We start from the raw sequence: 12,577 nt of genomic DNA, 5'->3' as shown, positions 1-12,577 counted from the left end.
GACGCAGCGTACGGACCGACGGTCCACGTGTTCTCTCCTGGTGATCGGCGGTGCGGCGGAGCCTGATCACGGTCCGGCGCGCGGGCGGGCGTGCGAACGAGCGCGCCGGGGCGCGTGAGGAAGGACCGGGTTACGTGAGGACGAGATCGAGCCGGGCCGAGCGCACGGACCCCTGCGCCGGACCGACCGGAGCGGGCAGGTGCCAGAAGCGTCTGGGGCGGTAGACGGGCGGGGGCAGCGGGGGCCGGCCCGGCTCACCGGGCGTGCCGGGCCCCAGGACGACATGGGCGTTGGTGCCGCCGAAACCGAAGGCGCTCACCCCCACCCGGCTGCCGGGCGGCAGGTCCATGACCCGGGTCACGGGGAAGAACGGCGACTCGGCGAAGGCGAAGCGCGGATTCGGTCGCGGACAGTGCAGGGTGGGCACGAGCCGGCCGTGCCGCAGGATCTGTACGGCCTTGATGAACCCGGCGACGCCGGCCGCGCTGAGCAGGTGGCCCATCGTGCTCTTGATGCTGCCGATGCCGCAGTAGCCGCGGTCGTCCGTGTAGGTCCGGTGGACGGTCGTCAGCGCCTGGAGCTCGATCGGGTCGCCGATCATCGTGCCGGTGCCGTGCGCCTCGATGTACCCGAGGGTGCGTGCGTCGATGCGGCCGCGGGCGAGTACGCCGGAGACCAGGGCGCGTTGGGCGCGCCCGTTGGGGGTGGTGTGCCCCATGGTCCTGCCGTCGTTGTTGACGCCCGAGGACTCGATCACGGCGAGCACCCGGTCCCCGTCGCGCCGGGCGTCTGAGAGCCGCTTGAGCAGGACCATCCCGGCGCCTTCGCCGGGCACGAGACCGTCGGCCGACTCGTCGAAGGCGCGGCACCGGCCGGTCGGGGACAGCGCCTGGCCGGCGCTGAGCATGAGGTAGGGCTCCTCGTCGAACAGCAGGTCCACTCCCCCGGCCAGGGCCAGCGCCGACTCGCCCGTCGCCAGGCTCTGCGCCGCCAGGTGAATGGCCGCCAGCGAGGAGGAACAGGCGCTGTCGACCACGAGGTTGGGTCCGGTGAGGTCGAGGAAGTGCGAGATGTGCGCGGCGACGAAGTTCTGGTTGACACCGGCGATGTACTGCCGTCGCGGGGGTTGCAGGTGGGTGCGGTGGTTGCCGGTGCGGGCGCCGACGAAGACCCCCACCGGCCTGCCGCGCAGTTCGTCCTCGCGGTAGCCGGCGTCGCGCAGGCACTCCGCGGAGACCTCGAGTGCCTTGCGTGCCAGGGGGTCCAGGTGCCGCGCCTCCTCGTCGTCGAAGCCGAAGAACTCCGGGTCGAAGAGCGCGGCGTCGTCCAGGAACCCACCCCACTTGCTCTGGCTGCGTCCCGGCCCGCCGGCCGGGCTGTAGAGGGAGGCCACGTCCCAGCGGTCGGCCGGCACCTCGGTGACGAGGTCGCGTCCCGCGAGCAGCGCTTCCCACAGCTGCCGCGGGTCCTCGGCTCCCGGCAGGCGGCACCCCATGCCGATCACGGCGATGGGCACCGGCCTGCCGTCGGGCGCCGGCTCCGTCGCGTCGGCGCGCGCGGGCCGCCCGGCGGGCGCGGGTGCGCGGAACGCCGTGGGGGCGCCGAGCGCGGAGGCGAGTCCGGCGAGCGTCGGGTGCTCCTGGAGCAGGCTCGGGTCGACCGGGCGGCCGAGTTCCGTCTCGAGTTCCCGGACCAGTTCCGCCATCAGCAGGGAGTCCACACCGACGTCGCCGAGCACGGTGTCGGGACGCAGCAGCGTCGGATCGACCCTGGTCGTACGGGCCACCAGGGCGACCAGCCGGTCGAGACCGAGGGCCGCGCCCGGCGTGCGGTCGGGTACGGTCCCGGCGCCGACGGCGGGCGGGGACGCCGGTGCGGTCCCGACGCCACCGGCACGTGGGGCGACCGGTGCCGGACGCGACACCACTCGTTCCGCCCCGGCCCCGGCCACCGCCTCGGCCCCCGCCCGAGGGGTGCGCAGCGGTGCCCGGAACAGGTCGTCCACGTCCACCGACGCGCGCTCCGTCCGGCAGGGCAGGACCACGGGTTCGCCGGGCAGCCGCAGGGCGAGGTCCAGCAGTTCCAGTGCGTGGTCCGTGTCCAGGTCGGGCAGGCCCAGCGCTCCGGCGGCGCTGGTCCGGTCGGTCCCCATCCCGACACCCCGCCACAGCGGCCAGCGCAGGGCACGCACCGTGCAGCCGGTCTCGCCCGTGCGGGCGGCGGCGAAGTCGTCGAGCGCCGTGTTCGCCGCCGCGTAGTCCAGATGGCCGGCGGCGAGCCCCGGCGAGGCCGCGGCCACCGACGAGAACAGCACCAGGAGCCGCGGTGGCTCGGCACCGAGGGCCGACCACAGGACGCGCAGGCCGTCGGTCTTCGGTCGCAGTACCCGGGAGATGTCCTCGGCTGTGCGCGAGAGGAAGGACGTGGGCCCGTCCATCACCCCGGCGCAGTGGAAGACGGCGTCGATCCGGCCGGACTGTTTCCTGACCCGGCCGATCAGCCGGCGCAGCGAGGTGACGTCGTCCAGGGGATGGGTGCGCACGGTGAGCGTGACGCCGCGCTCGACCAGGGCCAGCAGCGCCGTGAGCCGGGCACGCAGGGCCGGGTCCGTGGAGGGGTCGGCGGCGAGGGCGGCCCACTGGTTCCGGACCGGCATCCGGGAGCGGCCGACCAGCACGATGTGGCGGGCCCCGCGGTCGGCCAGATGGGCGGCGAGCCGCAGCCCGATGCCGCCCAGTCCACCGGTGACGAGCACCGGGCCCTCGCCGAGGCCGGTGAGCGGATCGTCGCCGTCCGGTGCGGGGGCGAAGACGGCCACCGGACGACGGCGGCGCGTCCCCTCGTAGCGGACCTCCGTCTCCCGGTCGGTCGCCGAGAGTTCGGCCCCGACGGCGTCCGCGAGGTGGGCCACGGTGCCGTCCACGCGTACGGTCCGCCCGAGGACTCCGGGGAACTCACCGGCCAGCGCGCGGTAGAAGCCGGCGAGAACGGACCGTTCGGTGCCGCTGGCGTGCACGCAGCGCAGGCCCGTCCGGGGGTTCGCGGCGAGCACCCGCTGCAGCAGGGTGATCCGCTCGGTGGTGTGGGTGCCGGGGGCCGACCAGTCGACGAGGTCCACGACACCGGCCAGTCCGCTCGGCTCGGGTGGCGGATCCCCCAGGACATGCACGACGCCCTGGTGCCCGAGCACGGTGCGGGCGAGCTCCGGATCGGTGGTGACCACCAGGAGCCGGCCGTCGTGGACGCCGTCCGGCGCGGGCGCGTCACCGGCCGGCACGGGGGCGTCCTGCCACGCGGTGGTGAGGAACTCGGCCCCCGCGGCGGGTCCGGCCCAGTGCTGGTCGCGGCTGAAGGGGTAGGTCGGCAGCGACACCGGCGGAGCGGCCGAGACGGCCCGCTCGGGTCGCGCGGCCGGTTCCGGGGCTGCGCAGGCGTGGTCGAACGCCTCGGCGCCGTCGAGAACGGCGGCGAGCTTGTCGGCCAGTTCCTCCAGGTCGGCCGCCTCGACGACGACGCGGTGGGGCAGGGCCGCCCGTCCGGTCTGCATCGTGCGGGCGATCGACGCCAGCGGCGGGGCGTCCGGAGCGCGGACCGCGTCCAGCAGGGCGGCCACGGCCTGCCGGAGGGCCTGCGGTGTGCGGGCCGAGACGGGAACGGCGACCGGCCCGGACGGGGGCGGGACGGCTGCCGCGTCGGGTGCCTCCTCCAGTACCACGTGGGCGTTGGTCCCGCCCATGCCGAAGGAGCTGATCCCTGCCCGGCGCGGCCCGCCGCCCGCGGGCGCCTCCCAGGCCGTGCGCCGGAGTTGGAGCCGCAGCGGGGTCCCGTCGGGCCTGATCATGCGGTTGGGCCGGTGCACGTTGCGGCTGGCGGGCAGTGTCCGGTGGCGCATGGCCAGGATCACCTTGATCATTCCCGCGATCCCGGCGGCGGCCTCCAGGTGACCGATGCTGGTCTTGACCGAGCCGACACCGCAGTGGGGTTCGGCCGGCAGGGGACGGCCCCACTGGCGGTACAGGCGTTCGAATGCCGTCGCCATACCGGAGAACTCGATCGGGTCGCCCAGGCGCGTGCCGGTGCCGTGCGCCTCGAGGTAGCCGACGGTCGCCGGGTCGACGCCGGCCTCGTTGTACGCGGCCACGAGCAGGTCGGCCTGGGCGTCCGGGTTGGGCGCGGTGAAGGACTGCGCCTGCCCGCCGTGGTTGACGGCCGCACCGCGTATCACGGCGTGGACGCGGTCGCCGTCGGCCAGCGCGCGGTCCAGTGGCTTGAGCAGCAGGGCGCACACGCCCTCGCCGCGGACGTATCCGTCTGCGTCGTCGTCGAAGGTGCGGCAGAGGCCGCGTGGGCTGAGCACACCGGAGCGTTGGTAGGCGTGCTGCCGGGCCGGGTCGCACAGCACGTTCACGCCTCCGGCGAACGCCTGGTCGCACTCGCCCGCGCGCAGTGCCGCGACGGCCTGTGCGACGGCCACCAGGGAGGACGAGCACAGGGTGTCGACGGCGATGCTCGGGCCGCGCAGCCCGAGGGCGTAGGAGACCCGGTTGGCGACCAGGGAAGGGGAGACCGCGACGCTGAGGTGCGGCTCGTCCCGGCCGGCGTGTTCGGCGAGGACCGCGGCGTAGTCGGAGTGGCACACACCCGCGTACACGCCCGTGCGGCTGCCCGACAGCGTTGTCGGATCCCGTCCGGCGTCCTCGGCCGTCGCCCACACCACCTCCAGCAGCAACCGCTGCTGAGGATCCATCAGCACGGCCTCACGCGGACTGATGGAGAAGAACTCGTGGTCGAAGCGCCGGATGTCGTCGAGCAGGGCCGCCTTGTCCACGAGGCCGGGGTGGGCGGCCGTGTCCCATCGGTCGAGGGGGATGTCACGGACGGCGTCCTCGTCCCTGCCCAGCAGGTCCCACAGTTCGGGCACGCTCTGCGCGCCGGGGAACCGGCCCGCCATGCCGATCACGGCGATCGGCGCCCCCGTGTCCCGCGCGGTCACGGCCGCCGCCGGGAGGGTGGTGCCGTGATCCGGGTGCTCGCCGCGCAGCACCCGGGTCATGGCGGCGACCGTGAAAGCCTGGAACATGGTGCTGGGATCGATTTCCAGCCCGATCTCGTCGCCGGCCCGGACGGCGGCTTCCGTCAGCGACAGGCTGTCCAGTCCGCGTTGGCGCAGGTCGTCGTCCGCGCCCAGCGAGCCGACCGGCTGCCCGAGCACGCGTTCCATCAGGGCCAGCAGCCTGGCGTCGAGGTCGTCGGGCACGGAGGCCGTCGGCGCGTGGACGTCCCTTCCGGGGCGGGGCGGTGGTGAAGGGGCCACGGCCGTGTTCCCGGCGGGCCACAGGACCGCGAAGGCGTTCGGCCGAAGAAGCCGCTTGACGGTCCGCAGGCGGGCGAGCGGTCGTCCGTCGCGCTCCCGCAGCAGCGACGAGGTCAGGACCACGCGGTCGTCCGCTTCAGGCCGGCACTCGTCCAGGCGGTAGCGGACCGTGTCGTCCAGGCCGCAGTTGCCGAGGTAGACGACGTCCCGGCTGAGGGTGACGGCCTCGGCGGCCCACTCCCCGTCCGGCGCGTGCGCCTTCACGTACTTGCGTTCGCCGTGGTCGTTGATGTGCGGGTACGAGGCGAAGTACAGCAGCCCTGCGGCGTTGACGTCCGCGAACGGATTGAGTTCGTAGGTGTCGCTGAACAGCCCGGCTCCGTCGGGGACCGGACCGGACCGGGTGCGGAACTCGCGCAGGAACTCCAGGTGTTCGTCGGTCGGCCGGGCCACCGGGCCACGGCCCTCGTGCCGCGGTGTGCCGGGGACCAGCCAGTTGCCGGTGACGCGGCGGACGAAGACCGTGAGCAGCCGGACGTCGAGGTGTGCCGTCGCCGTGGCGAAGCGGATGTCACTGACGAAGGTGTGGTCGTCGAGGCCGGTCAGACTGCCGCTCAGCTCTCCTTCGTCGTGCTCGGCGAAGGACCGCAGGGAGTCTCCGGCGGTGACGCGGGCACGGACGAACGCGGGCAGGAGACGGGTGCCGTCCGCGTCGGTGAGGTCGGCCACGGGGACGTCGAAGTGCTCGCCGATGAGGGACCAGTGGAGGTCGCCCGCCTCACGCAACAGCCAGTTCTCGGAAAGACCTCCGACGGAGAGCGCGGGAAGTCCCAGAACAGTCGGCCGCGTCAGCATGCGGACACACGGTCCGGCCGGAATCGCGGCATGGAACTGCGGGTTCCCCGACCTGGATGCGGGCTCGACCGAAGGCAGCGCTGAATCATCACATCCCCCTTGCGATGCATTGCCGTACAGGCTCCGTACAGGCTCCGTACAGTGCGCTGAAACGCCATGACAGTGAGCCTTTGGAAAGAACTATCGGTCACGCGATGACCAACCGACTTTTCACAGTCGGAGGCAGCGTCGCGACAGCAGCATCTTGATCGACCATGACAACTTCTGCAAGGTACATCTTCATCCGGGGCGGAAATTCACGGGCCGGATTCCGGCTTGGACAGGCCGTCGACGAGGGCCACTTTCCGCCGCGCGGGGCCCTGCCGATCGAGTCTCCGAAACCAGCCCCATCACCATGCCCTCAGAGCCCCCCTCAGGCACTGCCCCACCTGGTCGCCGCACGCCGGACCAGACCGCCACGGCGGACCCGTCCCCTCCGGGGCAGACTGCGCCGCGGCGCCGGGAAGGACGGTTACAGGTCATCTCATTTGGCGCTCCCCATAGGCTGTAGCCCTGGAGATTGTCGCGCGGCCCATCACCGAAACCCCAGTTCACCCAAGGCCCGCGCCACACCAAATGAGACACCCTCCTGTCGAGCACGTTCACCACCGGCCGGGGAATGGCTGGATTTCACCGACCGCTCCTCGGGACCGCACCATGGAGCGCTGAGTAAGTTTACCTTTGAACATTTCAGCGCGCCTTCGAACCCGACCGACCGAAATACCGGCGACGGATATTCGCCACCCTCGTGAAATGTCTGGAAATCGCTGGACGCCGACTGTGCCCGAAGGACCCGTTGCCCCCTGAAACAAGCCGGACCGACCGCCTGAAGCCGAGAGAATGGCGGGAATCAATCCGCCCGCATGGATCACCATTCCACCCCTGGATAAGGTGATCCGTATGCTCCTAGAAGTTAAAGGCACGCAATATCTCACCGCTCTGCGCGAAGGCGGTTCGCTCCCGGGCATCGTCGAGGCCGACAACGGCGGCACCTATGTGGTCAAGTTCCGAGGAGCCGGGCAGGGCAGCGCGGCGCTGGTCGCGGAGATAGTCGTCGGCGAGCTCGCCCGGCGCCTCGGCGTCCGGGTGCCCGAACTGGTGGTCCTCGACGTGGATCCCGAACTCGCCCGCCGCGAGCCGGACCAGGAGGTGCAGCACCTGCTGTTCGCCAGCACCGGCCCGAACCTGGGCATGGACTTCCTGCCGGGATCGGTGGGCTACGACGGCATCAAGTGGCGGGCGCCGGCCGAGGAGGCCGCCCGGATCTACTGGCTGGACGCCCTGACGGCGAATGTGGACCGCACCTGGTCCAACCCCAACCTCCTGATCTGGCGCCGGCAGTTGTGGGCGATCGACCACGGCGCCGCGCTGGTCTTCCAGCATTCGTGGCCCGCGGTGGACGGCTGGGCGAACCGGGACTACGGCCTGGGCTCGCACGTCCTGTCCGAGCCGGTGGCGGGTCTCGGCGCGCGGGCGCTCAAGGAACTCGACGCCGAACTGGCGGCCCTCGTGACCGCCGCTCGCCTGGAGGAGGTCCTCGCACTGGTTCCGGACGACTTCCTGCTGACCATGAACTCGGCGAACGGCGCCGACGCGGCGACCCTGCGCGGGCGCTACTGCGAGTACCTGCTGGCGCGTTGCGCGGGCGAACGCGCCTGGTGGCCGGAGGCAGCCGCATGACCGATCACCCCACGCCGTCCCTCGGCTTCGACTACGCGCTGCTGCACGCCGTCCCCCGCGTCGACCGCGGTGAGCGGATCAACGTCGGCGCCCTCCTCTACTGCAGGGAGGCGGACTTCCTCGGCGCCGCGGTGCACGTCGACGCCGCGCGCCTGCGCGCGCTGGACCCCTCGGTCGATCTCGACCGCGTCATGGACGCCTTGGAGGCGATCCGCGCGATCTGCGAGGGCGCTGCGGCGGCCGGCCCTGCCGCGGCGGGCAGTCGGCGCTCCCGCTTCGGCTGGCTCACCGCGCCCCGCAGCGCCGTCGTCCAGACGGGCCAGGTGCACGGTGGTCTCACCGCCGACCCGACGGCCGAACTCGACCGGTTGATGAACCGCTTGGTGCGCTGACCTCGCGCTGCCGGGCCGCCGTAGCCCCTTCGACTCCCGAGGATCGTATGCAGGACATCGTCAGTGCCATCCTGAGCGGGGACGCGACTCGGCGGGACTTCGCCGCACTCGCCCTTCCCGAGACCTACCGGGCCGTCACCCTGCACAAGAGCGACACCGACCTGTTCGCCGGGCTCGCCACCGCGGACAAGGATCCGCGCAAGTCGATCCGCCTGGACGAGGTCCCGCTGCCGGAGCTCGGCGCGGGCGAGGCCCTGGTGGCCGTCATGGCCTCCTCGGTCAACTACAACACCGTCTGGTCGTCGATCTTCGAGCCGCTGCCGACCTTCGTCTTCCTGGAGCGCTACGGGAGACTGTCACCACTGTCCGCGCGGCACGACCTGCCGTACCACATCATCGGCTCCGACCTCGCGGGCGTCGTCCTGCGCACCGGCCCCGGCGTCAACTCCTGGAAGCCCGGTGACGAGGTCGTCGCGCACTGCCTCTCCGTCGAGCTGGAGTCCTCCGACGGCCACAACGACACCATGCTCGACCCCGAGCAGCGGATCTGGGGCTTCGAGACCAACTTCGGCGGGCTCGCCGAGATCGCGCTCGTCAAGTCCAACCAGCTGATGCCCAAGCCCGACCACCTCAGCTGGGAGGAGGCCGCCGCACCGGGCCTGGTCAACTCCACCGCCTACCGCCAGCTGGTCTCCCGCAACGGCGCCGGCATGAAGCAGGGCGACAACGTCCTCATCTGGGGCGCCAGCGGCGGACTCGGCAGCTACGCCACGCAGTTCGCCCTCGCCGGCGGCGCCAACCCGATCTGCGTCGTCTCCAGCGCACAGAAGGCCGACATCTGCCGGGCCATGGGCGCCGACGCGATCATCGACCGCAACGCCGAGGGCTACACGTTCTGGAAGGACGAGAACACCCAGGACCCCAAGGAGTGGAAGCGCTTCGGCAAGCGCATCCGCGAACTCACCGGCGGCGAGGACATCGACATCGTCTTCGAGCACCCCGGCCGCGAGACCTTCGGCGCGAGCGTCTTCGTCACCCGCAAGGGCGGCACCATCACCACCTGCGCCTCCACCTCGGGCTACATGCACGAGTACGACAACCGCTACCTGTGGATGTCGCTGAAGCGGATCATCGGCTCCCACTTCGCCAACTACCGCGAGGCCTGGGAGGCCAACCGCCTCATCGCCAAGGGCAAGATCCACCCCACCCTGTCGAAGGTCTACTCCCTGGAGGAGACCGGGCAGGCCGCGTACGACGTGCACCGCAACCTCCACCAGGGCAAGGTCGGCGTCCTCTGCCTCGCCCCCGAGGAGGGCCTGGGCGTGCGCGACCACGCCAAGCGCGCCCAGCACATCGACGCCATCAACCGCTTCCGCGTACCGCTACGGACGACCGGCTGATCCCGGTCGCCCACGGGCTGCCACCGCCCCCAGGGGGAAGGTGGCAGCCCTTTCTCGTGCCCGCGTCGGCGTACGGCAGCAGGATCCCCTTGAAATCTCGTTTCAGATACAGGGATGCATTGGGATACAGTTCTGCATCTGAACGGCTCGTCGAGCAGACCAGCCGGACGCCACCACTCGAGAACCTGGAGAAGAACCCATGAGCAAGGCAGGGCAGACGGAGCGGTCGGCGACCGCCGAACCGCCTGTCGTCCCCGACGCGCCCCCGCCCGATCCGAAGCGGTGGCTTGCGCTGACCGTCCTGCTGGTCGCCACCTTCATGGACCTGCTCGACGTCAACATCATCACCGTGGCGATCCCCAGCATCCAGCGCGACCTGGGCGCATCGGCCGTCGCCGTACAGGCGATGACGGCGGGCTACACGCTGAGCTTCGCGGTCCTGCTGATCACCGGCGGCCGGCTCGGTGACATCTTCGGCCGCAAGCGCATGTTCCTCACCGGCGTCGCCGGGTTCGTGATCGCGTCGGCCCTGTGCGCCGCCGCGCAGAGCACCGAGATGCTGGTCGCGGCCCGGATGCTGCAGGGCCTCACCGCCGCCGTCATGGTTCCCCAGGTGCTGGCGATCATCCACGTCACCTTCGCCCCCCAGGAGATCGGACGGGTCGTCAGCCTGTACGCGAGCATGGTGGGACTGGCCATCGTCTCCGGTCCCCTCCTCGGCGGCGCCCTGGTCGACTGGAGCCCGCTGGGCCTCGGTTGGCGGAGCATCTTCGTGGTCAACCTGCCGATCGGCCTGGCGGCCCTCATCGGTGCCTGGAAGTGGATGCGGGAGTCGAACTCCCCGCACGCGAAGCGGCTGGACATGATCGGCATGCTGCTGGCGATCGTCGGTCTGCTGCTGCTCATGCTGCCCCTGACGCTCGGGCGCGAACTCGACTGGCCCGCATGGAGCATCGTCGCGCTCGTCGCCTCCGCCCCCGTCCTCGCGTTGTTCGTGGTGTACGAACGCCACAAGACGCGCAAGGACGGCTCGCCCCTGCTGAGTCTGTCCCTGTTCAAGGTCCGCGCCTTCGGTGCCGGCGTCGGCGTGCAGCTGCTCTTCAGCGCCATTCCCGCGGGGTTCTTCCTCAGCTGGACGCTCTATCTGCAGGGCGGCCTCGGCTGGTCCGCACTCCACACGGGCCTGACGGCGATCCCGTTCTCGGTGTGCGTGCCGCTCGTCGGCAGCCTCGCCGTCCGCAAGCTCTCCCCGCTGTACGGCCGCTACTGCCTGCTGGCGGGCGCGCTGATGATGCTCGGCGGTCTCGCCACGTACGCGTGGATGGCCACGTACGCGGGCCCGGACATCACCTCCTGGCACGCGGTCCCGTCCATGATGCTGCTCGGCTCCGGCATGGGTCTGCTCATGCCCCCGCTGACCGCGCTCGTCCTGCGGGAGGTCGCCCCGACGGAAGCGGGCGCCGCCTCCGGTGTCATCAACGCGACCGGGCAGCTCGGCGCCGCCCTCGGCGTGGCGGTCATCGGCAGCCTCTTCTTCTCCGCGCTCGCCGGCAACGCCGCACCCCAGGCCGACCGGGTCGTCCCCACGGTGCGGTCCGTGGCGCCCCGGGAGGCAGAGGCCATCAAGACCTGTGCGACCGACTCGCTCGGCCAGAACGACCTGACGAAGGTGCCGCCCAGCTGCGTCACCCTCGTCGAGAACAGCGACCCCGGCAGCCGGGAGGCGATCGACGGCGCACTCGGCGAGATCCGTACCAAGACATTTGTGTCCACCTACAGCGAGACGCTGTACTGGGCAGCAGGCGGCCTGGTACCGGTCACAGGTCTGCTGTTCCTCCTGCCGCACCACCGGGAACGACGGCAGCAGACCCTCTAGGCACCGCCCGACCGGCCGGCCGCCCTCACATCACGAGCCAATCGGGAGACTTCCGGCATGAGCCGTACGACCTACCAGGTCATCACCCAGGGCAAGTTCGCGCCCCTCGACGACGAACAGCGGGCCGCCCTGCTCGCGCAGGCGGACGACCACGGGGTGCTCAGTGCCCGGTTCACCGAGGAGGGCACCGTCACCTACGACCGGTCGCTGTACGCGTTCTCCTTCCGCGTCCTGATCCCGGCCACCGACAAGGACACCGAGCGCCTCGTCCTGTCGAAGGCGGAGGAACGCGCCACCGCGACCATCCGCGCACTCGGCGCCGACTGCCGTGACCTGCGTTCGGTCTCCACGGACCTGGCCAGCATCAAGATCCGACGGAAGGGACGCTGACCCTTCGGGGGCCGGCCCGTGCGGCGCGGGGCGCCGGGCGGGCGGGCACCGGGAAGGACGCGAACATCTCATGACACCTGATGACTTCACCCTGTTGATGGCCGATCCGGTCGTGCGCCGTGTCTTCTCGGCGGTCGCCCTGGGCGCGTCGACCTCCGCCGAGATCCTCTCGGCCTCGGGGCTCGGCGCTCCGCAGGCGGCCCCGGCCATCGGACGCCTGACCCGGGCCGGGCTGCTGGTGCCCGAGGGCCGCGGCAGGCTCGGCCTCGGCGACGACGCCCTGCGGGCGGCCGCGGAGACGGCCGCCCGCCGCCAGGAGGAGGAGGCCGCGGCCGAACAGCCCGACCCCCGGCTGCGCGGCTTCGTCCGCGGCGGTGTCCTGGTGAACCTGCCCGACGAGTCGGACCAGGACGCCCGTCGCACGGTGCTGCGTCACGTCGCGCAGACCACCTTCGCCGCCGACGACGTGTACGACGAGCGCACGGTGACAGACCGGCTGCGGCCGTGGTGCGAGGACGGCGCCCTGGACGTCGCCTCCCTGCGGCGCGTCCTCGTCGACCTCGGGCTGCTGCACCGGGAGTCCGGCCGGTACCGGCTCACCGCACCCGTCACCACCCCCTGACGGCACCGG

At 71.8% G+C, this 12,577-nt stretch carries 7 protein-coding genes; 6 read left to right on the top strand and 1 reads right to left on the bottom strand.

What is annotated here, in order from left to right; all coding sequences use genetic code 11:
• Positions 1-130: 130 nt before the first annotated feature.
• Complete coding sequence (locus GWK25_RS18615; RefSeq protein WP_215451697.1) at positions 131-6,169, bottom strand: beta-ketoacyl synthase N-terminal-like domain-containing protein; 6,039 nt, start codon at positions 6,167-6,169, stop codon at positions 131-133.
• A gap of 939 nt (positions 6,170-7,108) precedes the next feature.
• On the opposite strand from GWK25_RS18615, the gene GWK25_RS18610 reads away from it, so the two are divergent.
• From GWK25_RS18610 to GWK25_RS18585, 6 genes are all read left to right on the top strand, one after another.
• Positions 7,109-7,888, top strand: a complete 780-nt coding sequence (locus tag GWK25_RS18610) for a HipA family kinase (RefSeq protein WP_215451696.1) — start codon at positions 7,109-7,111, stop codon at positions 7,886-7,888.
• The gene (locus GWK25_RS18605; RefSeq protein WP_215451695.1) at positions 7,885-8,280 is read left to right on the top strand and encodes a DUF3037 domain-containing protein; all 396 of its coding nucleotides are present in this window, start codon (positions 7,885-7,887) and stop codon (positions 8,278-8,280) included. Before GWK25_RS18610 ends, GWK25_RS18605 begins: the two co-directional genes overlap by 4 nt.
• A gap of 47 nt (positions 8,281-8,327) precedes the next feature.
• Positions 8,328-9,680 carry a crotonyl-CoA carboxylase/reductase gene (ccrA, locus tag GWK25_RS18600; protein ID WP_215451693.1) on the top strand — a complete coding sequence of 451 codons (1,353 nt, stop codon included), beginning with the start codon at positions 8,328-8,330 and terminating at the stop codon, positions 9,678-9,680.
• 199 nt (positions 9,681-9,879) lie between these two features.
• Positions 9,880-11,556, top strand: coding sequence for an MFS transporter (locus tag GWK25_RS18595; RefSeq protein ID WP_215451667.1), 1,677 nt, complete (start codon positions 9,880-9,882; stop codon positions 11,554-11,556).
• A 57-nt stretch (positions 11,557-11,613) separates the two neighbouring features.
• Complete coding sequence (locus GWK25_RS18590) at positions 11,614-11,946, top strand: DUF6204 family protein (RefSeq protein ID WP_215451664.1); 333 nt, start codon at positions 11,614-11,616, stop codon at positions 11,944-11,946.
• 70 nt (positions 11,947-12,016) lie between these two features.
• Positions 12,017-12,568 carry a DUF2087 domain-containing protein gene (locus GWK25_RS18585; RefSeq protein WP_215451663.1) on the top strand — a complete coding sequence of 184 codons (552 nt, stop codon included), beginning with the start codon at positions 12,017-12,019 and terminating at the stop codon, positions 12,566-12,568.
• The last annotated feature ends 9 nt before the right edge of the window (positions 12,569-12,577 follow it).

The sequence above is a fragment of the Streptomyces sp. ATCC 21386 genome (genome assembly GCF_018728545.1).
Lineage (GTDB): Bacteria > Actinomycetota > Actinomycetes > Streptomycetales > Streptomycetaceae > Streptomyces.
Note: the sequence above shows the minus strand (reverse complement) of the source record. Positions and strands in the feature narration are given on the sequence as shown.